The following is a 21,291-nucleotide window of genomic DNA, read 5'->3' on the forward strand; positions in this document are numbered from 1 at the left end:
CGGCGCTCAGTCGCGCCAGACCATCTCGAAGGTCTCGCACAGCACCGGCATGCGCAGGTCGGGCGTGCGGCCGATGCGCTCGCACTCGCCGCTGAAGTACTGCCAGTGGCCCTCGCGCCAGTAGCGCAGCGAACCGTCGCCCTCGGCCTCGACCGCCGCGAAGTCCGCGCCGACCTCCTCGAAGGGCATCACCACCACCGCGCGCGTCTCGATCACGCACAGCGGCCGGCCGTGCCAGTCGGTCACCACGCTGAGGTCGCCGGGGCGCGGCCGCGGGCGGCCCGTGGCGGCAAAGGACCATTCGAGGCTGGCCGTGCCGCGCTTGCGGCCTTCGAGCACGAGCTGCGCGAGCTCGGTGGCGCCGGCTTCGTTGTCGTCGAAGTGGAAGGCTTCGCAGAAGCGCGAAGCGGCCTTGCTGCCGAGGGCGGCCTCGAAGCGTTGCCAGAAGGGAAGGATCTCGTCGGGGATCGCCATGCGCGTGCCTGCCAAAGGGGGCAGAGCATAGCGAAGAATGAGCGCTGAATGAGGGACACCGTGGGCGCATCCTTCGATGCGTGGGGCGCGGCGCCTCTCGTTCAGCCCTGGCGCGCTGCCAGGATCAGGCGCGCACGCCGAGCACCGACAGGATGACGGCGGCCAGCGTCAGCGCGACCGGTGCCTTGTGCACGGCGAGCACGTGGGCATGCGCGGCCAGGCGCGATTGCAGAAGGGCCTTTTCGGAATGAAGGGCTGTGGTCATGAGACGACTCCTTGAACAGTGACGCGGACACCGTGTCCGCATGACTGCAACGATAGTCCTGCGAAAGCGCCATGGTTCGTGCCTTTCATCGACACGGCGTTTCCGTTTCGGCAACGATCGAAGGGAACCCGGGGGCCCGCGGCGCGATCCCCTCGACGGGCTGGTCAGCCAGCGATCAGCTTCTGCACCAGCTCCGCCGTGGTGGCGGCCGCGTACTTGCGCATCAGCCGCGCGCGGTGCAGCTCCACCGTGCGGTGGCTGATGCCCAGCGCCTTGCCGATCTCCTTCGAGGTCAGGCCGCGCATCACCTGCGCCGCCACCTCGCGCTCGCGCGGCGTGAGCTGGGCCTTGGTCGCGCGGCGCGAGCCCAGGTCCTCGAAGGTCCAGATGCCCGACTCGTGCGGGATGGCGCGGTTCATCGCATGGCCGGTGACGTGGCACCAGAAGGTCTCGCCCGCGATCGCGCCGTGCAGGTTGCCGAGCCGGCGCATCATGCGGTTGTCGGCGTAATGCCCGCTGGCATTCATGATCGGTTCCATGCGCTTGCCGATGCGCTCGAACTCGGCGAGGCTGGGGTAGAGGATGCTGAACGAATGCCCCACCAGCGCGGAGGGCGTTGCGCCGAAGATCTCGCACACGCGCTGGTTGCAGGCCACGATGGCGCGGTGGCGCGACACCACCATCCCGACCGGGGCATGCTCGAAGGCCAGCCGGTAGTCGATGTCGGGCGTTGCCGCCTCAGCCTTGCGATCGGTCGTCTCCTGCATCGGGGGTCACCATTACGAAATACTACGTATGCGGGTACGTAGTATCGTTCAGGGCTTTCCCACCCACTCTCGACACAGCCAATCAAGGAGCACGAGTGAACAAGATCTATTCCTCCGCCGAGGCGGCGCTCAAGGGGGTCGTGGCCGACGGGCAGATGCTCGCGGTCGGCGGCTTCGGCCTGTGCGGCATTCCCGAGGCGCTCATCGACGCGCTCAAGGATTCCGGCGCGCAGAACCTCACCGTGATCTCGAACAACGCGGGCGTCGACGGCTTCGGCCTCGGCAAGCTGCTCGAGACGCGCCAGATCAAGAAGATGATCGCCTCCTACGTGGGCGAGAACAAGGAATTCGAACGCCAGTACCTGGCGGGCGAACTCGCGCTGGAATTCACGCCCCAGGGCACGCTGGCCGAGAAGCTGCGCGCCGGCGGCGCCGGCATCCCGGCCTTCTTCACCAAGACCGGCGTGGGCACGCAGGTCGCCGAAGGCAAGGAACTGCGCGAGTTCGACGGCGAGACCTACGTGATGGAGCATTCGCTGGTGCCCGACGTGGCGCTGGTCAAGGCCGACGTGGCCGACAAGTCGGGCAACCTGCGCTTCCGCCTGACGGCGCGCAACTTCAATCCCGCGGCCGCGATGGCCGGCAAGATCTGCATCGTCGAGGTCGAGAAGATCGTCGAGGTGGGCGAGCTGGCCCCCGACGACATCCACCTGCCGGGCATCTACGTGCACCGCCTGGTGCTCAACGCCACGCCCGAGAAGCGCATCGAGAAGCGCACCGTGAGCGCCGGCGTCGATGCCGCGGCCGCCAAGGTCGAGGCCCAGACGGCCATCGCCCAGGCCGCCGCCGGCAGCGAAGTGCCCGCGAAGGTCGTCAACAAGAAAGAAGGAGCCTGAGATGCCCTGGACCCAAGACCAGATGGCGGCGCGCGCCGCGCAAGAGCTGGAAGACGGCTTCTACGTCAACCTCGGCATCGGCATCCCGACGCTGGTGGCCAACCACACGGGCACCAAGGAAGTCTGGCTGCAGAGCGAGAACGGCATGCTGGGCATCGGCCCGTTCCCGACCGAGGACCAGGTCGACGCCGACCTGATCAACGCCGGCAAGCAGACCGTCACCACGCTGCCGGGCTCGGCCATCTTCGGCAGCCACGACAGCTTCGCGATGATCCGCGGCGGCAAGATCAACCTCTCGATCCTCGGCGCGATGCAGGTGAGCACCCAGGGCGACCTCGCCAACTGGATGATCCCCGGCAAGATGGTCAAGGGCATGGGCGGCGCGATGGACCTGGTGGCCGGCGTCAAGCGCGTGATCGTGCTGATGGAACACGTGGCCAAGAAGAAGGACGGCACCGAGGACTTCAAGATCCTCGAGAAGTGCACCCTGCCGCTGACCGGCGTGGGCGTCGTCGACCGCATCATCACCGACCTCGCCGTGATGGACGTGGTGCCCGAGGGCCTCAAGGTGATCGAGCTCGCGCCCGGCGTGAGCTTCGATGCGCTGCAGGCCAAGACCGGCGCCAAGCTGATCCAGTAAGGCGAAGGCCGCAACGACGAACGAAGGGCAGGGCCGCGCGAGCGGGCCCTGCCTTTTTTCCTTGGAGAGAACGAACAAGATGAGCGCGAGCGACATCCTCCACGACCTCTGGCGCCAGGCCGGCCTGCCGGCCGACGCACTGCCGCTGGCGCGGCTCACGGGCGCCGACCCGGTGCTGCCGTCGTCCTTCGCGGTCGGCGCGGCGGCGCAGGGCAGCATCGCCGCGGCCGCGCTGGCGGCCTGCGAACTCGGCCATGCGCGCGGCGTGCCGCGCCAGGCAGTCGCGGTCGACATGCGCCATGCCGCGCTCGAATGCACCGGCTGGTTCAGCCTCGACGGCCGCGTGCCCGAACTCTGGGACGCGTTCTCGGGCCTCTACCGCACGGCGGACGGCTGGGTGCGCATCCACGCCAACTTCGCGCACCACCGCGAAGGCGCGCTGCGCCTGCTGGGCCTCGCTCCCGCGACGGCCGTGCGCGCCGATGCCGAAGCCGCGATGGCCGGCTGGCGCGCGCTCGACTTCGAGGAAGCCGCCGCCGCGCGCGGGCTGGTGGCGACCGCGCTGCGCCGCTTCGACGAGTGGGATGCCACGCCGCAGGGCCGCGCGATCGCCGCGCAGCCGCTGTTCACCATCGAGCGCATCGGCGACGCGGCACCGCTTGCATTGCCGCCGCTGCGCGAGGACCAGCGGCCGCTCGCGGGCCTGCGCGTGCTCGACCTCACGCGAATCCTGGCCGGCCCGGTCGGCGGGCGCGCGCTCGCGGCCTACGGGGCCGACGTGCTGCTGGTCAACTCGCCGCGGCTGCCCAACATCGAGGCCATCGCCGACACCAGCCGCGGCAAGCTGTCGACGCATGTGGACCTGCGCACCGACGACGGACAGGCGGCGCTGCGCCGGCTGGCCGGCCAGGCGCATGTGTTCGTGCAGGGCTACCGGCCCGGCGGCCTCGAGGCGTTGAGCTTCGGGCCGGCGCAGCTCGCGGCGCTGCGGCCCGGCATCGTCTGCGTCTCGCTCACGGCCTATGGCACGCAGGGCCCGTGGGCCGGCCGCCGCGGCTTCGATTCGCTGGTGCAGACCGCCATGGGCTTCAACCAGGCCGAGGGCGAGGCGGCCGGCGATGGCAAGCCGAAGCCGCTGCCGATGCAGATCCTCGACGAGGCCACGGGCTACCTGATCGCCTTCGGCGCGGCCGCCGCGCTGCATCGCCAGCAGCGCGAGGGCGGCAGCTGGCTGGTGCGGGTGTCGCTCGCGCAGACCGGCCACTGGCTGCGCGGACTCGGCCGCGTGCCCGGCGGGCTCGCCACGCCCAGGCCCGACATCGCGCCCTATGTGGAAACCGAGCCCTCGGGCTTCGGCGAGCTCGCGGGCCTGAGACACAGCGCGCTGCTCGCGCGCACGCCGGCTGCCTGGCCGCGGCCCTCGATGCCGCCGGGCAGCCACCCCGCGGAGTGGCCCTAGGCCCCGAGCGCCGCGCGCACCTTGTCGCCGAGGCCGCGCAGCCGTTCCACCGGCTCGTTCGAGAACACGAAGCGCAGGTACTGCGCGCCATGCGTCTCGCCCCAGCCCTGCATGGCGGTGGCGCAGACGCGCGCCTTGAGCAGCCGCTCGGACAGCGCCTGGCCGTCGATGCCGAAATCGCTGGCGCGCAGCAGCATCGACCAGCCGCCGGCCGGCACGCCCACGGGCAGGCCGCGCAGTTCGTCGAGCAGCGTGTCGCGTCGCCGTTCCAGCTCGGCCACATAGGGCGCCAGCGTGCGCGGCGACTGCGCGAGCGCGGTGGCGACCGCGTCCTGCGCGATGCCCACCGGCACCACCACGTTGGCGAGCGACACCGCCACCAGGTCGGGCATGTAGCTCTCGGGCGCCACGGTCCAGCCCACGCGCCAGCCGATCATGCGCAGTTCCTTGGCCGACGAGCCCACGGTGATGGTGCGCTCGGCCATGCCGGGCAGCCCGGCCGGATGGATGAGCTCGCGGCCGTCGAACAGCAGCCGCTCCATCGCGGCATCGAGGATCAGCGTCAGGTCGTGCTGCACGCACAGCGCGGCGATCGCGCGCCAGTCGTCGGCATCGAAGAAGCCGCCCGAGGGCATCGAGGGCGACATCAGCAGCATCGTGCGCACGCGCGGGCCCACGGCGGCGCGCAGCGCCTCGCGGTCGAGCTTCCATTCGCCGCCGGGCGTGAAGCGAAACGGCACGTACTTCGGCGTGCCGCCCGCGAGCCGGATGCGGTTGAGCAGGCCGGCATAGGTCGGGTCGGTCACCAGCACCTCGTCGCCGACCTCCACCGTGGCCAGCAGGGCATTGAGGATGCCCGAGAGCCCGCCGGCCGAGATCACGCAATGGCGCGCCTCGTAGGCCACGCCCGAGAGTTCCGACACATGGCGCGCCGCAATTTCGCGCAGCCGCGCCTGGCCGACGAAGGGCAGGTAGCTGTTGTCCGCGTCCTCGGTGGCGGCGCGCACGGTGCGCGCCACGGCCTCGGCATCGGGCGGGATGTCGACGTCGAGGTTCTCGAGCCGCAGGAAGGGCGGGCCCTCGGCGTCGTCGGCGATGGCGCCCATGCGGTCGACGCCGATGCCGGCGATGTGGGTCAAACGGGCGGGGCGGTGGCGTGGCATGCGGGCGTCTCCTGGCAGGCGTTGTCCGCGCATTCTGCGGCCGGCGCGCGCGCGTTCACACCCCCAGGCTGGCCGCGAGTTCGTGGAAGATGCGGTAGAGCGCGGGCTGCTCCTCGAAGCCGATGCCCGGCGCCTCGGGCAGGGTGGCGCGCCCGTTCTCGATGCGGACCTCGCGGCTGAAGCCGCCGAAGGGGCCGAACAGGCCCGGATAGGACTCCGCGCTGCCAAGGCCCAGCCCCGCGGTCGCATGCAGCGACATCAGGTTGCCGCCGTGCGGCACGATGTTCTCGCGCGCCACGCCATGCGCCCGTGCCAGCGCCACGATGCGCTGCAGCTCGAGCAGGCCGTAGGCCAGCGGCGGATCGGGCTGCAGCACGACGCGGCCTTCGAAGTCGCCGTAGCGCAGGAAGTTGGCGACCTCCTCGCGCGAGAACAGGTTCTCGCCGCCGGCGACGGTGCCCGCGTAGGCCTCGCTGACCGCGCGGTAGGTCTCGAAGTCGGCCGGGTCGCAGGGCTCCTCGAGCCAGCGCAGGCCGTAGGGCGCGATGGCGCGCGCGAAGGCCAATGCCTCGTCGCGCCCGAAGGCGCAGCTCGCGTCGAGCGCCAGCCGCGCGCCCGAGCCCACCAGCGCCAGCACCGACTCGATGCGCCGCAGCTCGGCGGCCAGCGGCAGGCCGCCGGCCTTGATCTTGAGCTCGGTGTAGCCGGCATCGAGATGGCCGCGCACCTCGTCGCCGAGCTGGGCCAGGTCGTCGTGGTCGCGGTAGAAGCCGCCGCCCACGTAGCAGCGCACCGAGCGCGCGGGTTCGATGCCGGGCTCGCCCATGCGCTCGGCCAGCACCCGGTACAGCGGCAGGCCGCGCATCTTGCCGACGATGTCCCAGAGCGCGAGTTCCAGCGTGCCGACCGCCATCGAGCGCTCGGCGTGGGCGCCGGCCTTCTCGCGCCGCAGCATCAGGTCGAGCGCGCGTTGCGGGTCGACGATGCCGCTGGCGGGGTCGTTGAGTTCCGCGGGCGTGGCACGCAGCAGGCGCGGGATGAAGCGCTCGCGCAGCGTTCCGCCGCAGCCGTAGCGGCCGAAGGAGTTGAAGGCATGGCCGACGACGCGGCGGCCGTCGCGGAACTGGTCGGTGACGACGGCCACCACGCTGGCGGTGATCTCGCTGAAATCGATGCGCGCGTTGCGCAGCGAGGAGGCGATGGGAACGGTGCGTTCCGCGATGCTGAGGATCTTCATGGGCGGTGCGGCCTCAATCGACCACGGCGCCGGTGCTCTTCACGATCGGCCCCCACTTGTCGTACTCGGCCTGGATGAAGGTGCCGAAGCGCTCGGGCGTGGCATGCACGGGCGCGCTGCCGAGCCGCGCGATCTGCTCGCGCACGGCGGGCGTGTCGAGCGCCTGGCGCGCGGCCTCGTTGAGCCGCTCGACGATGGCGCGCGGCGTGCCCGCCGGCGCCATCAGGCCGTACCAGGCGAGCGCCTCGTAGCCGGGCACGCCGGCCTCTTCCATCGTCGGCACCCCGGGCAGCAGCGGCGAGCGCTGGCGGCCGGTGACGGCCAGTGCGCGCAGCCGTCCGGTCGCGAGGTTGGGCATGGCCGAGACCATGCTGTCGATCGCGAAGTCGATCTGCCCGCCCATCAGGTCGGTGGCCATCGGCGCCTGGCCCTTGTAGGGCACGTGCGTGAGCGCCACGCCGGTCATCGAACCGAGCAGCACCGCCGACAGGTGCTGCGGCGTGCCGTTGCCGGACGAGCCGAAGCTGTACTTGCCGGGGTTGGCCTTCAGCAGCCGCAGGAACTCCGCCGCGCTGCGCGCCGGGTTCGCGTCGTTGACCTCGAGCACCAGCGGCACCGCCGCGAGCTGCACCACCGGCACCAGGTCTTTCAGCGGGCGATAGGGCAGCTTCGGATAGAGCCAGGGGCTGATCGCCAGCGGCCCGCTCGAGGACAGCAGCAGCGTGTAGCCATCGGGCTTGGCCTTGGCCACGAAGTCGGTGCCGATGTTGCCGCCGGCGCCGACCCGGGCCTCGATCACCAGCGGCTGCCCGAGCGCGGCCTGCAGGCGCGGCGCGAGCAGGCGCGCGAGGGCGTCGGAGGGACCGCCGACCGGGTACTGGATGACGACGGTGATGGGCTTCGAGGGATAGACCTGCGCGGCGGCCGGCGGGCTCGCGGCGACGGTGGCGAACAGCGCGAGCGCGGTGGCCAGGCGGGCGAGAGGGCGGGGATGGATCTTCATGCTTGTCTCCTTTTGGGTGTCGATGGAAAAGCGTCAGCGGTGGACGCGGGGATTCGTGGTCTCGATGGCCTCCACGAGGCGCGCGATCTCGTCGTCGTCCGTGAGGTAGTGCGGCGTGAGCCGCAGCACGCCCGGCAGGCCCGCGGCCTCGAGCGCCCAGCGCGCGTGCTGCGGGCCGATGAAGGAGGCGCGGACGCCCGCGTCGGCGAGGCGGCGGACGAAGGCCGCGCCATCGCCGAAGGCCTCGGGCAGGCGGTAGGTCAGCAGCGCGCTGCGATCGGGCTGGCCGGCCTCGAGCGGCTGCCAGCCGAAGCGCTCCTGCAGCGCATGCGCGAGGCGCTGGCGAATCAGCGCGTTCTGTCGCGCGATGCGCGCCGGGTCGACCGCGAGCGCGTAGTCGCAGGCCGCGCCCACTGCCAGCCGCAGGCCCGGATGGAACTCGTGGCCCTCGAAGCGCCGCGCATCGGACCAGGGCTGCAGGCGCTCGGCCTCCAGCCACTGCGCGCCGGCCACGTCGATGGCATCGGGTGTGCCGAGCGCTTCGAGCGCGCGCTGCGACAGGCACAGCACGCCCGCGCCGCGCGGGCCGCGCAGCCATTTGCGCGTGGGGAACACGAGCACGTCGCAACCGAGGGCCTGCATGTCGACCGGCCCCTGGCCCACCGCATGGCTGGCGTCGAGGAACAGCAGGCCGCCGTGCGCGTGCACGCAGCGCGCCACGCCGTCCATGGGCGTGGCCGCGCCCCAGGCGGTCGGCACGGCGGCGAGCGAGACCACGGGGCTGCTGCCGGCGGGTGCGTGGCGCAGCGCATGGTCCAGGCGCTGCGTCAGCGGCGTCGCGCCGGCCCGCGTGCCGATCACCGAGAAGCCGAGCCGCTGCTGGCGCGCCGCATTCAGCAGGTAGAGCGCGTTCGCGCCGTATTCGTCGTGGGTCGTGATCACGTGGGGCGCATGGGCCGCGCTCATCGCGGCAGCCCAGGCCTGGCTCGCGGAGCCCAGCAGCGCGACCTGGTGCGGCTGCGCGTTGACGAGCCGCGCCACGCTGGCGCGCACCGCATGCAGCGCGTCCGCATGCCGTTCGGCGGCGCGGTGCGTGCCCAGCGTGCGCTCGGCCTCGAGCCAGGCCTGCCATTGCGCGTAGACGGGTTCGGGCGGCAGGCTCGCCGAGCCATGCGCGAAGTGCGCGCCGGCGCCCCAAGCGGGCGTGTCGCGGCGCAGGCGCGCGAGCTCGGCCTCGGTGAAGGGCGCGGCCGCGCCCGGCTCAGTGGCGATCGCTGGCATCGACGTCGAGTGCGGCGAGATCGAAGGCCTGGTCGCGCAGCGCCAGCCGCAGGGCCTCCTGCCGCTGCGCATCGAGCGCCTCGAGCGGCGGCCGCACGCGCGCCCACTGCGCATCGCCCGTGGCCATCGCGATGGCCGACTTCATGGCGGGAATCAGCGGATGGGCCGCGAACTTCGCGCGCACCGCATTGAGCGCCGCCTGCCGCGCATCGGCATCCGCGTCCTGCCACGTGTCGAACAGGCGCACGATGGCGCGGGGATTGACGTTCGCGGTGGCCGAGATGCAGCCCGCGCCGCCGTGGCGCAGGGTGTCGAGCAGGATGGTCTCGGTGCCCGCGAAGACGTCGAAGCCCGCGGGGCCGAACTGCGCGATGGTGCGCGCGGTGTAGTCCCAGTCGCCGCCGGTGTCCTTCATGCCGGCGACCGTGCCGGGGTAGCGCTTCAGCAGGCGCTCGACCAGCGCGTGGGAGAAGCCCACCTGCGCCACCGGCGGAATGTGATAGAGGTACAGCCGCAGGCCGCTGTCGCCGACCCGCTCGATCACCTCGCTGAAGAAGGCGAACAGGCCGTCGTCGGTGACGCTCTTGTAATAGAAGGGCGGCAGCGCCAGCACGCCGGCGCAGCCGTGGTCGACCGCGCAGCGCGTGAGCCGCACCGCGTCGGCCAGCGAGCAGCTGCCGGTGCCCGGCAGCATGCGCGCGGCAGGCACGCCCGCGGCCACGGCCTGCCGCAGCAGTTCGATGCGCTCGTCGACCGAGAGCGAGTTGCCCTCGGAGTTGGTGCCGAACATCGCGAGCCCGCAGTCCTGCGCCACGAGCCAGCGGCACAGCCGCAGGAAGCGCGCGGCGTCGGGCTTCAGCGCGGCGTCGAAGGGGGTGAGGACCGGGGCGAGCACGCCGCGAAGGCGTTGGGGGGTGGAGGGCGGCATCTGGATTCCAGCAAGGGTTCGGGGTGCCGGAATTCTTGGGGCGCGGGGCCTTCAGCGGATTGCCGATCGGGCGTCGGGTTTTGCGAAAGCCGCAAAGGATCGGGATGCCGGAGTGTCCAGGCTACAGCCGAGCGAAAGTAGACTCGGGTGGCCGCCAACTTTTGAGGAAACCGCAAATGATCGACCTGGTCAGCCTGAAGGATTTCCTGGTCCTGTGCCAGACGCGCAGCTTCAGCCGCGCCGCCGAGCGCTGCCATGTGTCGGTGTCGGGGCTGAGCCGGCGCATCCAGGGCCTTGAGCAGTGGATCGGCGCGCCGCTGTTCGACCGGCGCACCGCGGCGCTCGAGCTCACGCAGCCCGGCGAGCGGCTGCAGGCGATCTCCTCCGAGGTGGTCTATGCGCTGGAGGGGCTGCGCAAGTCGATCAAGGCCGATGGCGAGGACCGCCAGCAGCGCATCCGCTTCGCGGCGCCGCACATCATGTCGGCCGTGTTCTTCCCCGACTGGGTGCCGCGGCTGCACAACGACTTCCGAAGCGCCAAGTTCAGCGTCAGCTCCGACAACCTGCCCGAGTGCTTCGAGATGCTGGCCGAGGGCTCGGTCGACTACGTGGTCGCGCTGTTCGACGAGGCCGGCGCGGTGGCCGCGCGCGCGGGCTCGGTCTGCGAGGCGGGCGACTGCCTGGTGCTGGAACTGGGGCGCGAACGGCTGGTGCCGGTGAGTGCGCCCAATGCCGCGGGCGGGCCGCTGTTCGACCTGCGCGATCCCGCCGGCGCGCCCGTTTCCTTCCTCGGCTATGCCGAGGAATGCCACCTGGGCTGGTCGCTGGCGCCGCTGCTCGAGCGCCATGGCGAACTGCGGCTGCAGCGCCACCACGAGGCCAGCCTGACCGACGGGCTGCGCTTCATGGCGCTGTCGCGGCTCGGCGTGGCCTGGCTGCCGCAGGCGCTGGTGCGCGAGGACCTCGATGCCGGGCGGCTCGTGCGGGCCGGCGGTACTTCGCTCGAGGTGCCGCTGCGCTTCATGCTGATGCGCCGGAGCGCGCCGCTGGCCGAGCAGGCCGAGCGGTTGTGGCGCCATCTGGGCGAGCTGGTGCGGGCCGAAGCGCCCGCACGGGGCGAGCCGGTCCTCGAGGGCGTGGCTTAGGCGCCCGCATCGGGCAGCAGCAGATCGCGCTGTGCCTGCGCGGTCTGCTGCAGGAACTCCCAGGTCGCCTTCATGCGCGCGAGGTGCTTGGTCTCGGCCGGCATCGACATCCAGAAGGTGCGCGTGAAGTTCGCCTGGCCCGCGAGCACCGGCTGCAGGCTGCCGTCGCCCTCGGCCAGGAAGGCCGGCAGCACCGCGATGCCCGCGCCCGCGGCCACCGCGCGGTGCTGCGCCAGCACGCTGGTGCTGCGCAGCGCGAAGCTGTCGGGGCGGTGCAGCTCGTCGAGGTACTGCAGCTCCTTGCTGAACAGCAGGTCGTCGACATAGCTGATGAAGGTGTGGCCGCGCAGGTCCTCGCGCGTGGCGATCGGCTTGTGCGCCGCGAGGTAGGGCTTCGAGGCGTAGAGGCGCAGCGTGTAGTCGCTGAGCTTGGTGACCAGCACCGGCCCGCGCGCCGGCCGCTCGAGCGAGATCACGATGTCGGCCTCGCGCCGCGACAGGTGCACCAGCCGCGGCATCGCCAGCAGGTCGATGGTCAGCCGCGGATGCTGGCGCGCGAACAGCGCGAGCTGCGGCGCCAGCACCGCGGTGCCGAAGCCCTCGGTGGCGCCGATGCGCACCAGCCCCGACAGCCCTTCCTGCGAGGCCGGTGCCGTGCTCTCCACCGCGAGGAAGGCGCCTTCCATCGCCTCCACCTGCGGCTGCAACCGCCGGCCGGCCTCGGTGAGCCGGTGCCCGCCGGCCTCGCGCGCGAACAGCGGTGCGCCCACCTCCTTCTCGAGTGCCTGGATGCGGCGCGCCACCGTCGTGTGGTCGACCTCGAGCCGGCGCGCCGCGCTCATCAGCGTGCCCGAGCGCGCGAGTTCGAGAAAGAAGCGAAGGTTGTCCCAGTCCATGTGTTCCTCCGGGCGGCGCCGTGCTGCGGGCGATCTGCATTTATGCAAAACCCCAGCGCAATTTTGTCTATTGTCATAGCAAAACTGCAAAGCTACGATGCCCGCTGTTCCGCCGCCTTCGGCACCGCATTCACAGGAGACAAGCACATGGACGCCAGCACCCAGCCCTCGACCCAGATCGCCACCGTCAAGCTCTTGATCGGCGGCAAGTTCGTCGAGTCGAAGACCACCGAGTGGCGCGACATCGTCAACCCGGCCACGCAGCAGGTGCTGGCCCGCGTGCCCTTCGCCACGCAGGATGAACTCGACGCCGCCGTCGCTTCGGCCAAGGACGCCTTCAAGACCTGGCGCAAGACCCCGCTCGGCGCGCGCGCGCGCATCTTCCTCAAGTACCAGCAGCTGATCCGCGAGAACATGGCCGAGCTGGCCGCGATCCTCACGGCCGAGCAGGGCAAGACCCTGCCCGATGCCGAGGGCGACGTGTTCCGCGGCCTCGAGGTGGTCGAGCACGCCTCGAACATCGGCAACCTGCAGCTCGGCGAACTGGCCAACAACGTGGCCAACGGCGTCGACACCTACACCCTGCTGCAGCCGCTGGGCGTGTGCGCGGGCATCACGCCCTTCAACTTCCCGGCCATGATCCCGCTGTGGATGTTCCCGATGGCCATCGTCACCGGCAACACCTTCGTGCTCAAGCCCTCCGAGCAGGACCCGATGGTCACGATGCGCCTGTGCGAGCTCGCGCTCGAGGCCGGCATCCCGGCCGGCGTGCTCAACGTGGTCCATGGCGGCGAGGCCGTGGTCAACGGCATCTGCGACCACAAGGACATCAAGGCGATCAGCTTCGTCGGCTCGACCAAGGTCGGCACCCACGTCTACAACCGCGCCACCCTGGCCGGCAAGCGCGTGCAATGCATGATGGGCGCGAAGAACCACGCCATCGTGATGCCCGACGCCAACAAGGAACAGACGCTCAACGCGCTGGCCGGCGCGAGCTTCGGTGCCGCGGGCCAACGCTGCATGGCGGTGTCGGTGGCGGTGCTGGTGGGCGACGCGCGCAAGTGGGTGCCCGAGCTGATCGAGAAGGCCAAGACCCTGAAGATCGGTGCCGGCACCGAGAAGGGCGTGGACGTGGGCCCGCTGGTCTCGTGCGCGGCGCACGACCGCGTCAGCAGCCTGATCGAACGCGGCCTGGCCGATGGCGCCGAGCTCGTGCTCGACGGCCGCAAGCCCAGCGTGCCCGGCTACGAGAAGGGCAACTTCGTCGGCCCGACGATCTTCACCGGCGTGAAGCCCGGCATGACCATCTATGACCAGGAGATCTTCGGACCGGTGCTGTGCGTGGCCGACGCCGAGACCATCGACGAGGCCATCGAGCTGATCAACAGCAACCCGAACGGCAACGGCACCGCGATCTTCACGCAGTCGGGCGCCGCGGCGCGCCGCTTCCAGGAAGACATCGACGTGGGCCAGGTCGGCATCAACGTGCCGATCCCGGTGCCGGTCCCGATGTTCTCGTTCACCGGTTCGCGCGCCTCCAAGCTCGGCGACCTGGGCCCGTACGGCAAGCAGGTCATCATGTTCTACACGCAGACCAAGACCGTGACGGCACGCTGGTTCGACGACAGCACCGTCTCGCACGGCGTCAACACCACCATCAGCCTCAAGTGAGGAAGCGCCTTCGCGTCGCGGCCTGGGGCGTGGTGGCGACGCTCGCGCTGCTCGCCGGCGGCGCGCGGGCGGCCGCCGACGCCGGCGCGGACGACTGCGATCCCAACGGGAACCAGCAGCAGATGAACGCCTGCGCGGCGCGCGATTTCCGCGCCGCCGACGCGGCGCTCAACATCCGCTATGGCGAGGTGATGAAGACGCTGTCGCCGCAGATGCGCACCGCGCTGCGCAACGAGCAGCGCGCCTGGCTCAAGGGCCGTGACCCGGCCTGCAAGCGCGCCTCGAAGGCCAACGAGGGCGGCTCCATGTGGCCGCTGGTATTCAATTCATGCCTGGAGAAATCGACCCGGAAACGGACCGCCGAACTGGATCGCTGGAAGGGTCGCGAACAATGAACTTCGAACTGTCCGAAGAGCAGAACGCCTTTGCGCAGACCGCGCGCGATTTCGCGCAGGCCGAATTCGCGCCGCATGCGGCGCAGTGGGACGCCGAGGCCTTCTTTCCGAAGGAGGCCATCGCCAAGGCCGGCGAGCTGGGCTTCTGCGGCCTCTACGCGCCCGAGCGCATCGGCGGCCTCGGCCTGCCGCGGCTCGATGCGGCGCTGGTGTTCGAGGAGATGGCCGCGGTCGACCCGTCGACCACGGCCTTCATCACCATCCACAACATGGCGACCTGGATGCTCGGCACCTGGGCCACCGATGCGGTGGCGCAGCAGTGGGGCGAGGAGCTCACGAGCGGGCGCAAGCTGGCCTCGTACTGCCTCACCGAGCCGGGCGCCGGCTCGGACGCGGGCTCGCTCAAGACGCGCGCCGAGCTGCAGGGCGCCGAGTACGTGATCAACGGCGGCAAGGCCTTCATCTCGGGCGCCGGTTCCACCGACGTGCTGGTGCTGATGGCGCGCACCGGCGGCGCGGGCGCCAGCGGCATCTCGGCCTTCGCGGTGCCGGCCGATGCGCCCGGCGTGAGCTACGGCAAGAAGGAGCACAAGATGGGCTGGAACAGCCAGCCCACGCGCACCATCAATTTCGACAACGTGCGCATCCCGGCCGAGAACCTGCTGGGCAAGGAAGGCGAGGGCTTCCGCATCGCGATGAAGGGGCTCGACGGCGGGCGCATCAACATCGCGACCTGCTCGGTGGGCGCGGCGCAGGGCGCGCTCGACGCGGCGCGCCGCTACCTGCACGAGCGCCAGCAGTTCGGCAAGCCGATCGCGAGCTTCCAGGCGCTGCAGTTCAAGCTGGCCGACATGGCGACCGAGCTGGTGGCCGCGCGCCAGATGGTGCGGCTGGCCGCGAGCAAGCTCGACGCCGGCCATGCCGACGCCAGCACCTATTGCGCGATGGCCAAGCGCTTCGCGACCGATGCGGGCTTCAATGTCTGCAACGACGCGCTGCAGCTGCACGGCGGCTACGGCTACCTCAGCGAGTTTCCGCTCGAGCGGCTGGTGCGCGACACCCGCGTGCACCAGATCCTCGAGGGCACCAACGAGATCATGCGCGTGATCGTTGCGCGAAAATTGCTGGAAGGGGACAGCGATATCCGCTGACGCCCCGTATCCGGAACCCCTCAAGACAATGACCGACTCCGTAGTTCTCTTCGACGAAATCAAGACCGCCGGCGGCCAGCGCTTCGGCGTCGCCACGCTCAACGCACCCGCCTCGCTCAACGCGCTGTCGGTGGACATGGTGCGCCTGCTCACGCCCCAGCTGCGCAAATGGGCGAAGGACGACGGCATCGTCGGCGTGCTGCTGCAGGCCGCGGGCGAGAAGGCCTTCTGCGCGGGCGGCGACCTGCGTCAGCTCTACCAGACGCTGCTCGAATGCGGCCCCGAGCGCAACACCTACGCCGAGGACTTCTTCCGCGAGGAGTACGAGCTCGACCACCTGATCCACACCTTCCCGAAGCCCTTCCTCTGCTGGGGCCACGGCATCGTGATGGGCGGCGGCGTGGGCCTGATGTCGGGCTGCTCGCACCGCGTGGTGACGGCGCAGAGCCGCATCGCCATGCCCGAGATCAGCATCGGCCTGTACCCCGACGTGGGCGGCAGCTGGTTCCTGCGCCGCACGCCGGGCCGCACCGGCCTGTTCCTCGCGCTCACGGCCGCGAACCTCAACGCCGCCGACGCAATCTTCTGCGGCCTGGCCGACGTGCTGGTGCCGCAGGAGCACAAGGGCCAGGTGCTCGAGGCCATCGCCGCTGCGACCTGGGCCGGCGAGGGCAAGGCCGACCGTGCCACGCTGTCGCGCATCCTCGCCAAGGCCGGCGAGGGCGCCGAGCTGCCGGCCTCGAAGGTGCGCGAGCACTACGACACCATCAATGCGCTGATGGCCGGCGACGACCTGCTCGACATCGCGCAGCGCCTGCGCGCGTTGCAGAGCGACGACGCCTGGCTGCAGAGCGCCGCCAAGACCTTCATGAAGGGCGCGCCGAGCTCGGCCGCATTGAGCTTCGAGCTCTGGCAGCGCGTGCACCGCATGTCGCTGGCCGAGGTGTTCCGCCTCGAGTACTGGGCCTCGCTGGGCTTCTGCGCGCACAAGGACTTCGCCGAGGGCATCCGCGCGGTGCTGATCGACAAGGACCGCAACCCCAAGTGGTCGCCCGCGAGCATCGAGGAGATCACCCAGGCTTTCATCGACGACCACCTGCGCCCGCGCGGCGAGATGCCGGCGGAGCTGGCATCGCTGGTCTGATTCCATCCAGACGACAGACAGACACACACACAGACAACGGAGACGACACATGAAGATCGCATTCATCGGCCTCGGCAACATGGGCGGCCCGATGGCCCTCAACCTGCTCAAGGCCGGCCACACGCTCAGCGCCTTCGACCTCTCGGCCGACGCCTGCAAGAAGTTCGCGGGCGAGGGCCTGCCGATCGCGAAGTCGGCGGCCGAGAGCGTGGCCGCTGCCGAGGTCGTGATCAGCATGCTGCCGGCCAGCGCGCACGTCGAGGGCCTGTTCCTCGGCGGCGCGGGCAAGCCCGGGCTGCTCGATAGCATTCAGCCGGGCGCGCTCGTGATCGACAGCAGCACCATCGCCGCCGCCACCTCGCGCAAGGTGGCCGAGGCCGCCGCCGCCAAGGGCATCGCGATGATCGATGCGCCGGTGTCGGGCGGCACGGGCGGTGCGATCGCGGGCACGCTGACCTTCATGGTCGGCGGCGAGACGAAGGACCTCGAGCGCGCGCGGCCGGTGCTCGAGAAGATGGGCGCCAACATCTTCCACGCGGGCGCCGCGGGCGCTGGCCAGACCGCCAAGATCTGCAACAACATGCTGCTCGGCATCCTGATGATCGGCACCTCGGAGGCGCTCGCGCTCGGCGTGGCCAACGGGCTCGATCCCAAGGTGTTGTCGGAGATCATGCGCCGCAGCTCGGGCGGCAACTGGGCGCTCGAGAAGTACAACCCGATGCCCGGCGTGATGGAGACCGCGCCGGCCTCGAAGAACTACGCGGGCGGCTTCGGCACCGATCTGATGCTCAAGGACCTGGGCCTGGCGCAGGAGAACGCGACCGCCGTGCGCGCCTCGACGCCGCTCGGCGGCATCGCGCGCAACCTCTATGCGGCGCACAGTCTCGCGGGGCATGGCGCGCTCGATTTCTCGAGCGTGCTGAAGCTGTTCCAGAAGCCCTGAGCGGGCTTGGCTCGACGAGAACAGCGGCCTTAGTGCCGCTGTTTCGGCTTGTGGGCGGTCTTCTCGGCCTTCTCGAAGGCCTCGTCGCTGGGCGCGCCCTCGCTGCCAGGCTTGCGCATGTGCTCGCCGCTGCCGTGCTTGATGCGCTCCTGCTTGGCGTGGATGTTGGCGTAGAGGCCCTTGGTCTTTCGGGTCGGCATCGCTGGCTCCTTGATTCGGTGCTGGCAGCGTGGCCACCGTGCATGGCTCGCCTGGCACGCGCAGGCCGCGTCGCAGCGTAGGACATGTCGCGCGGCACGTCGTTGCCGCAGCCGGGCGCGGGGCCTTTGCGCGCATCGTCAGAATGGGGGCATGCCCCATGCCACTTCACGTCTACCGCATCGCCTGTCGTACCGCGCATCGGCGAGCCTGCTGCTCGCCGCCTTCGTCGCGGGCTGCGCCGCGCCGCCCGCGCGCACGCAGACCCAGCCCGCACCCGTCTCGCCACGCACCGCCGCGCCTGCGCCCACCACACCGGTCGCACCCGCCGTCGACGACGCCCGCATCCAGCAGGACTTCGAACGCTGGGTCGCGCAGTTCCGCACCCAGGCGCGCGCCGCCGGCATCGACGAGGCCACCTTGCACAGCGCCTTCGACGGCGCGAGCTACCTGCCGCAGGTGGTGGAGCGCGACCGCAGCCAGGCCGAGTTCGTGCGCGCGGTCTGGGACTACCTCGACACGGCGGTGTCGGCCCAGCGCGTGACGCGCGGCCAGGAGCGGCTGCAGGCGCTGCGACCCCAGCTCGATGCCGTGGCCGCGCGCTACGGCGTGCCGGGCGAGATCGTGGTCGCGATCTGGGGCATGGAGAGCAACTACGGCGCCAACTACGGCGACATCTCGACCATCGACGCGCTCGCCACGCTGGGCTTCGAGGGCCGGCGCGCCGGCTGGGCACGCGAGCAGCTGATGGCGGCGCTCAAGATCCTGCAGCGCGGCGACATCCCGCGCGACCGCATGATCGGCTCCTGGGCCGGTGCGATGGGCCAGACGCAGTTCCTGCCGACCGTGTTCCTCGCGCATGCGGTCGATGCCGACGGCGACGGCCGGCGCGACATCTGGGACAGCATGGCCGACGTCACGGCCTCGACCGCGAACTTCCTCCAGCATTCGGGCTGGCAGGCCGGCCAGCCCTGGGGCGTGGAGGTGCGGCTGCCGCCGGGCTTCGACCTCGCGCGCGCCGACGGGCAGCAGCGCCAGTCCGCGAGCCAATGGGCCGCCGAGGGCGTGCGCGCCATGGACGAGGGCACGCCGCTGCCCGCGCTGGCCGATGCCTCGATCCTGCTGCCGGCCGGCGCGCGCGGGCCGGCCTTCCTGGTTGGGCCGAACTTCCGCACCATCCTGCGCTACAACAATGCGACCAGCTATGCGCTGGGCGTGGGCCTGCTGGCGCAGCGCCTCGCGGGCGGGTCCGGCGTGCGCGCCGACTGGCCGCGCGACCTGCAGCCGCTGTCGCGCGCCGAGACGATCGCGCTGCAGCAGGCGCTCAATGCGCGCGGCTTCGGCGCGGGCACGGCCGACGGGCTGCTGGGCCCGGCCACGCGCGATGCGATCCGGCGCTGGCAGCGCAGCGTGGGCGAGCCGGCCGACGGCTATCCGACCGTGCAGCTGCTGCAGCGCATCGCCACGCCGTAGCACTCGTTCGCGCTCATTCCTCCGAGGTCGCGAGCGTGGCCTTCTGGCGCCGCGTCGCGCCCGCGCGCCACAGCGTGAGCTCGACCGCGTCGCCGGGCTGCAGGCGCTCGAGCACGGTCAGCACGTCGTCGGCGCTGCTGACGGCCGCGCCGTCGATCGCGGTGATCACGTCGCCCGGCACGATGCCGCGCTCGCCGCGGGCGAAGGCACGCAGCCCCGCGCGCGCGGCCGGGCTGTCGGGCTGCACGCGCAGGATCGCCACGCCGCGCGGCAGGTCGAGCGCGCTGTTGAGTTCCTTGGGCGCGTAGGTCAGGCCCAGCGCGGGCCGCACGAAGCGGCCGTCGCGGATCAGCCGCGGCACGATGCGGTTGACCTCGTCCACGGGGATCGAGAAGCCGATGCCCGCGCTCGCGCCCGAGGGGCTGAAGATGGCGGTGTTGACCCCGATCAGCCGGCCCGCCGAATCGAGCAGCGGGCCGCCCGAGTTGCCGGGGTTGATCGCGGCGTCGGTCTGGATCGCGCCGCGGATGGTGCGCCGGTTGACCGAATCGATCTCGCGGTTGAGCGCGCTCACGATGCCGGTGGTCAGCGTCTGGTCGAGCCCGAAGGGATTGCCGATGGCGTAGACCTTCTGGCCCACCTGCAGGTCGGCGCTGGTGCCCAGCGGCAGCGGCCGCAGCTTGGCCGCGGGCGCATCGATGCGCAGCACCGCGAGGTCGCGGTCGGGGAACACGCCCACCAGCTGCGCGCGGTAGCTGCTCTGGTCGGCCAGCGTCACGCGCGCGGCGGCCGCGCTCTGGATCACGTGGTAGTTGGTGACGATGTGGCCCTGCGTGTCCCAGACGAAGCCGGTGCCCGTGCCTTGCGGCACCTGCTGCACGTTGAGCGAGAACAGGCCGCGCTCCAGCCCGATCGAGGTGATGTTGACCACCGCGGGCGAGGCGGCCTTGAACACGGCGATGTTGTTCTGCTCGTCGGCCCCGAGCGCGCCGCGCGCGGCGATCGGGCGCGGCGCGGCCTCGGCGCGCGGCTGGGCATGGCCGGGGAGGGCGAGCAGGGTGGTCAGCAGGAGCGGGAGGAGGAAGAGGGTTCGCATGGCGCGGTGGGCATTGAGCGGGAGCGGGGCGGACTTTAGCGGGCCGCGGTGACCGGCGATGGATTGCGATCCTCGCGGCCGCGTTCGGTTCTGCGCGCGGCGCGATTTTTCCGGCGCGCCCGGCTGGCGCTCGTCCGACGCGGCTCGACCGGGTGGGCGCCAATAATCGCGCCATGCTGTCGTTCCTTCGCTCCCGTCGCCTGTACGCCCTGGCCCTCGGCCTCTCGCTCTCGCTGCTGCTGGCCGCCGCGCCCGCCGCGGCCCAGGACCGCGCGCAGGCGCTGCTGCAATTCGAGGGCGTGCCGGCGCGCTACCAGGCCGCCTACGCACCCGGCGCCGTGGCACGCGGCGCGAAGCAGCAGCTCGATCCGGCCGACGAGGCCATCGCGGGCGGCGCGCTCAAGGCGCTCGATGCCGCCTCGGCCCATGCCTTCGACGCCCATGCCGCGCTGGCCGCGGTGCAGGCGGCCGTGGCGGCGGCCGGGCAGGGCGGCGCGGCGCCGTCGCCCGCGGTGCTGGGCGCGGTCGCGCACCTCGCGAAGGTCCGCGCCGACTATGGCGCGATGGACGACGCGGCGCGCGCCGACTTCATCAAGCGCCAGCAGGCCAACCCGCCGGGGCCGGCACGCACCGGGCTGCTCGATCGCATGGCGGTGGCCGAGCTGCGCGAGGTCGACTTCTCGAGCGAGCTGCTGATGAGCGCCGTGGTCAAGCAGCTGGCGCGCGGCAACGCGGCCCAGTTCACTTCGCTGCCCGAGGCCACGCTCGAGGGCGCCATCGACTCGCTGTGGTCGCGCGGCGTGACCTCGACGCGCCAGCGCAACCTGCTGATCGTCGCGCGCGAGCTCGAGCGGCAGCTCACGCTGGTCTGGCTGTCGGCGCTCGGCGACGAGGAGATCGCCGCGCTGGCCGCCTGGCGCGGCGATGCGCAGGCCGATGGCGAGCGCGAGGCGCTGGTCGGCAGCTACCGCGCCGAGGTCAAGGCCGGCGATATGCGCGCGATCCGCGCGGTGCTGCGCGCCTGGCCGCGCTAGGCGGAAGGTATTCGGCGCGCGGGCGGAAAGCC

22 protein-coding genes are annotated in these 21,291 nt (G+C 71.4%); 11 read left to right on the forward strand and 11 right to left on the reverse strand.

All coding sequences use genetic code 11. The features are described 5' to 3' along the window. Window positions 1-6: 6 nt before the first annotated feature. From AC07PU_RS11215 to AC07PU_RS11225, 3 genes are all read right to left on the reverse strand, one after another. Window positions 7-474: an ASCH domain-containing protein gene (locus AC07PU_RS11215; protein ID WP_495317489.1), complete on the reverse strand. Its 468-nt coding sequence runs from the start codon at window positions 472-474 to the stop codon at window positions 7-9. A gap of 124 nt (window positions 475-598) precedes the next feature. Beyond that, complete coding sequence (locus tag AC07PU_RS11220) at window positions 599-739, reverse strand: hypothetical protein (RefSeq protein WP_172705439.1); 141 nt, start codon at window positions 737-739, stop codon at window positions 599-601. A 164-nt stretch (window positions 740-903) separates the two neighbouring features. Continuing rightward, complete coding sequence (locus AC07PU_RS11225) at window positions 904-1,506, reverse strand: LuxR C-terminal-related transcriptional regulator (RefSeq protein WP_203201593.1); 603 nt, start codon at window positions 1,504-1,506, stop codon at window positions 904-906. Window positions 1,507-1,601: 95 nt separating this feature from the next. Between AC07PU_RS11225 and AC07PU_RS11230 the strand changes: the two genes are divergently transcribed. The 3 genes from AC07PU_RS11230 (at window position 1,602) to AC07PU_RS11240 (ending at window position 4,501) form a co-directional block, all read left to right on the forward strand. Next, window positions 1,602-2,402 carry a CoA transferase subunit A gene (locus AC07PU_RS11230; RefSeq protein WP_495317492.1) on the forward strand — a complete coding sequence of 267 codons (801 nt, stop codon included), beginning with the start codon at window positions 1,602-1,604 and terminating at the stop codon, window positions 2,400-2,402. 1 nt (window position 2,403) lies between these two features. Continuing rightward, window positions 2,404-3,042 carry a 3-oxoacid CoA-transferase subunit B gene (locus AC07PU_RS11235; protein ID WP_057595049.1) on the forward strand — a complete coding sequence of 213 codons (639 nt, stop codon included), beginning with the start codon at window positions 2,404-2,406 and terminating at the stop codon, window positions 3,040-3,042. A 79-nt stretch (window positions 3,043-3,121) separates the two neighbouring features. Continuing rightward, window positions 3,122-4,501 (forward strand): CoA transferase, encoded by a 1,380-nt coding sequence (locus AC07PU_RS11240; RefSeq protein ID WP_495317494.1) that lies wholly within the window; start codon window positions 3,122-3,124, stop codon window positions 4,499-4,501. Here the strand turns inward: AC07PU_RS11240 and AC07PU_RS11245 are convergent. From AC07PU_RS11245 to AC07PU_RS11265, 5 genes are read right to left on the reverse strand one after another with little or no spacing between them, the layout of a single operon-like run. Next, window positions 4,498-5,664, reverse strand: a complete 1,167-nt coding sequence (locus AC07PU_RS11245) for a pyridoxal phosphate-dependent aminotransferase (RefSeq protein ID WP_495317497.1) — start codon at window positions 5,662-5,664, stop codon at window positions 4,498-4,500. The two genes, AC07PU_RS11240 and AC07PU_RS11245, sit on opposite strands and share 4 nt — an antisense overlap. Window positions 5,665-5,719: 55 nt before the next feature. After that, window positions 5,720-6,901, reverse strand: a complete 1,182-nt coding sequence (locus tag AC07PU_RS11250; RefSeq protein ID WP_495317499.1) for an enolase C-terminal domain-like protein — start codon at window positions 6,899-6,901, stop codon at window positions 5,720-5,722. Between the two features lie 13 nt (window positions 6,902-6,914). Beyond that, window positions 6,915-7,904, reverse strand: a complete 990-nt coding sequence (locus AC07PU_RS11255) for a Bug family tripartite tricarboxylate transporter substrate binding protein (RefSeq protein ID WP_495317501.1) — start codon at window positions 7,902-7,904, stop codon at window positions 6,915-6,917. A gap of 33 nt (window positions 7,905-7,937) precedes the next feature. Continuing rightward, entirely contained in the window at window positions 7,938-9,185 is a 1,248-nt protein-coding gene (locus tag AC07PU_RS11260; protein WP_495317503.1) for an aminotransferase class V-fold PLP-dependent enzyme, read from the reverse strand. Beyond that, window positions 9,166-10,113: a dihydrodipicolinate synthase family protein gene (locus tag AC07PU_RS11265; protein ID WP_495317505.1), complete on the reverse strand. Its 948-nt coding sequence runs from the start codon at window positions 10,111-10,113 to the stop codon at window positions 9,166-9,168. The genes AC07PU_RS11260 and AC07PU_RS11265 overlap by 20 nt, the downstream gene beginning before the upstream one ends. Window positions 10,114-10,289: 176 nt before the next feature. Here AC07PU_RS11265 and AC07PU_RS11270 point away from each other — a divergent pair, with 176 nt between their 5' ends. Further along, window positions 10,290-11,258 carry a LysR substrate-binding domain-containing protein gene (locus AC07PU_RS11270; protein ID WP_495317507.1) on the forward strand — a complete coding sequence of 323 codons (969 nt, stop codon included), beginning with the start codon at window positions 10,290-10,292 and terminating at the stop codon, window positions 11,256-11,258. On the opposite strand, the gene AC07PU_RS11275 is transcribed toward AC07PU_RS11270, so the two are convergent. Continuing rightward, window positions 11,255-12,154, reverse strand: coding sequence for a LysR family transcriptional regulator (locus tag AC07PU_RS11275; RefSeq protein WP_208510961.1), 900 nt, complete (start codon window positions 12,152-12,154; stop codon window positions 11,255-11,257). The genes AC07PU_RS11270 and AC07PU_RS11275 overlap by 4 nt on opposite strands. Window positions 12,155-12,301: 147 nt before the next feature. Between AC07PU_RS11275 and AC07PU_RS11280 the strand changes: the two genes are divergently transcribed. Genes AC07PU_RS11280 through mmsB form a run of 5 tightly spaced genes read left to right on the forward strand, consistent with a single transcriptional unit; the run spans window position 12,302 to window position 17,458 of the window. Next, a complete protein-coding gene (locus AC07PU_RS11280) occupies window positions 12,302-13,825 on the forward strand; it encodes a CoA-acylating methylmalonate-semialdehyde dehydrogenase (protein WP_208510962.1) in 1,524 nt (507 codons plus the stop codon). 29 nt (window positions 13,826-13,854) lie between these two features. Then, complete coding sequence (locus tag AC07PU_RS11285) at window positions 13,855-14,220, forward strand: lysozyme inhibitor LprI family protein (RefSeq protein ID WP_495317510.1); 366 nt, start codon at window positions 13,855-13,857, stop codon at window positions 14,218-14,220. After that, window positions 14,217-15,371 (forward strand): acyl-CoA dehydrogenase family protein, encoded by a 1,155-nt coding sequence (locus AC07PU_RS11290; protein WP_495317512.1) that lies wholly within the window; start codon window positions 14,217-14,219, stop codon window positions 15,369-15,371. Before AC07PU_RS11285 ends, AC07PU_RS11290 begins: the two co-directional genes overlap by 4 nt. Before the next feature lie 28 nt (window positions 15,372-15,399). After that, window positions 15,400-16,515 carry an enoyl-CoA hydratase/isomerase family protein gene (locus AC07PU_RS11295; RefSeq protein ID WP_495317514.1) on the forward strand — a complete coding sequence of 372 codons (1,116 nt, stop codon included), beginning with the start codon at window positions 15,400-15,402 and terminating at the stop codon, window positions 16,513-16,515. A 49-nt stretch (window positions 16,516-16,564) separates the two neighbouring features. Then, window positions 16,565-17,458 carry a 3-hydroxyisobutyrate dehydrogenase gene (mmsB, locus tag AC07PU_RS11300; protein WP_495317516.1) on the forward strand — a complete coding sequence of 298 codons (894 nt, stop codon included), beginning with the start codon at window positions 16,565-16,567 and terminating at the stop codon, window positions 17,456-17,458. 29 nt (window positions 17,459-17,487) lie between these two features. On the opposite strand, the gene AC07PU_RS11305 is transcribed toward mmsB, so the two are convergent. After that, window positions 17,488-17,658, reverse strand: a complete 171-nt coding sequence (locus tag AC07PU_RS11305) for a hypothetical protein (protein ID WP_208511154.1) — start codon at window positions 17,656-17,658, stop codon at window positions 17,488-17,490. A gap of 151 nt (window positions 17,659-17,809) precedes the next feature. Between AC07PU_RS11305 and AC07PU_RS11310 the strand changes: the two genes are divergently transcribed. Next, the gene (locus AC07PU_RS11310) at window positions 17,810-19,129 is read left to right on the forward strand and encodes a lytic murein transglycosylase (protein ID WP_495317518.1); all 1,320 of its coding nucleotides are present in this window, start codon (window positions 17,810-17,812) and stop codon (window positions 19,127-19,129) included. Window positions 19,130-19,142: 13 nt separating this feature from the next. Here the strand turns inward: AC07PU_RS11310 and AC07PU_RS11315 are convergent, their stop codons facing one another. Then, complete coding sequence (locus tag AC07PU_RS11315) at window positions 19,143-20,225, reverse strand: S1C family serine protease (protein ID WP_495317520.1); 1,083 nt, start codon at window positions 20,223-20,225, stop codon at window positions 19,143-19,145. A gap of 173 nt (window positions 20,226-20,398) precedes the next feature. Here AC07PU_RS11315 and AC07PU_RS11320 point away from each other — a divergent pair, with 173 nt between their 5' ends. Continuing rightward, window positions 20,399-21,259, forward strand: a complete 861-nt coding sequence (locus tag AC07PU_RS11320) for a hypothetical protein (RefSeq protein ID WP_495317522.1) — start codon at window positions 20,399-20,401, stop codon at window positions 21,257-21,259. Window positions 21,260-21,291: the final 32 nt, after the last annotated feature.

Source organism: Variovorax sp. GW821-FHT10D07, assembly GCF_059415325.1.

What these genes read in the sequence shown, in the direction of transcription:
- AC07PU_RS11290 (WP_495317512.1), top strand. Translation starts at nt 14,217, where the DNA reads ATGAACTTCGAACTGTCCGAAGAGCAGAACGCCTTTGCGCAGACCGCG.
- AC07PU_RS11280 (WP_208510962.1), top strand. Translation starts at nt 12,302, where the DNA reads ATGGACGCCAGCACCCAGCCCTCGACCCAGATCGCCACCGTCAAGCTC.
- AC07PU_RS11215 (WP_495317489.1), bottom strand. Translation starts at nt 474, where the DNA reads ATGGCGATCCCCGACGAGATCCTTCCCTTCTGGCAACGCTTCGAGGCC.
- AC07PU_RS11255 (WP_495317501.1), bottom strand. Translation starts at nt 7,904, where the DNA reads ATGAAGATCCATCCCCGCCCTCTCGCCCGCCTGGCCACCGCGCTCGCG.
- AC07PU_RS11310 (WP_495317518.1), top strand. Translation starts at nt 17,810, where the DNA reads ATGCCCCATGCCACTTCACGTCTACCGCATCGCCTGTCGTACCGCGCA.
- AC07PU_RS11295 (WP_495317514.1), top strand. Translation starts at nt 15,400, where the DNA reads ATGACCGACTCCGTAGTTCTCTTCGACGAAATCAAGACCGCCGGCGGC.
- AC07PU_RS11270 (WP_495317507.1), top strand. Translation starts at nt 10,290, where the DNA reads ATGATCGACCTGGTCAGCCTGAAGGATTTCCTGGTCCTGTGCCAGACG.
- AC07PU_RS11225 (WP_203201593.1), bottom strand. Translation starts at nt 1,506, where the DNA reads ATGCAGGAGACGACCGATCGCAAGGCTGAGGCGGCAACGCCCGACATC.
- AC07PU_RS11245 (WP_495317497.1), bottom strand. Translation starts at nt 5,664, where the DNA reads ATGCCACGCCACCGCCCCGCCCGTTTGACCCACATCGCCGGCATCGGC.
- AC07PU_RS11305 (WP_208511154.1), bottom strand. Translation starts at nt 17,658, where the DNA reads ATGCCGACCCGAAAGACCAAGGGCCTCTACGCCAACATCCACGCCAAG.
- AC07PU_RS11320 (WP_495317522.1), top strand. Translation starts at nt 20,399, where the DNA reads ATGCTGTCGTTCCTTCGCTCCCGTCGCCTGTACGCCCTGGCCCTCGGC.
- AC07PU_RS11265 (WP_495317505.1), bottom strand. Translation starts at nt 10,113, where the DNA reads ATGCCGCCCTCCACCCCCCAACGCCTTCGCGGCGTGCTCGCCCCGGTC.
- AC07PU_RS11240 (WP_495317494.1), top strand. Translation starts at nt 3,122, where the DNA reads ATGAGCGCGAGCGACATCCTCCACGACCTCTGGCGCCAGGCCGGCCTG.
- AC07PU_RS11275 (WP_208510961.1), bottom strand. Translation starts at nt 12,154, where the DNA reads ATGGACTGGGACAACCTTCGCTTCTTTCTCGAACTCGCGCGCTCGGGC.
- AC07PU_RS11260 (WP_495317503.1), bottom strand. Translation starts at nt 9,185, where the DNA reads ATGCCAGCGATCGCCACTGAGCCGGGCGCGGCCGCGCCCTTCACCGAG.
- mmsB (WP_495317516.1), top strand. Translation starts at nt 16,565, where the DNA reads ATGAAGATCGCATTCATCGGCCTCGGCAACATGGGCGGCCCGATGGCC.
- AC07PU_RS11220 (WP_172705439.1), bottom strand. Translation starts at nt 739, where the DNA reads ATGACCACAGCCCTTCATTCCGAAAAGGCCCTTCTGCAATCGCGCCTG.
- AC07PU_RS11315 (WP_495317520.1), bottom strand. Translation starts at nt 20,225, where the DNA reads ATGCGAACCCTCTTCCTCCTCCCGCTCCTGCTGACCACCCTGCTCGCC.
- AC07PU_RS11235 (WP_057595049.1), top strand. Translation starts at nt 2,404, where the DNA reads ATGCCCTGGACCCAAGACCAGATGGCGGCGCGCGCCGCGCAAGAGCTG.
- AC07PU_RS11250 (WP_495317499.1), bottom strand. Translation starts at nt 6,901, where the DNA reads ATGAAGATCCTCAGCATCGCGGAACGCACCGTTCCCATCGCCTCCTCG.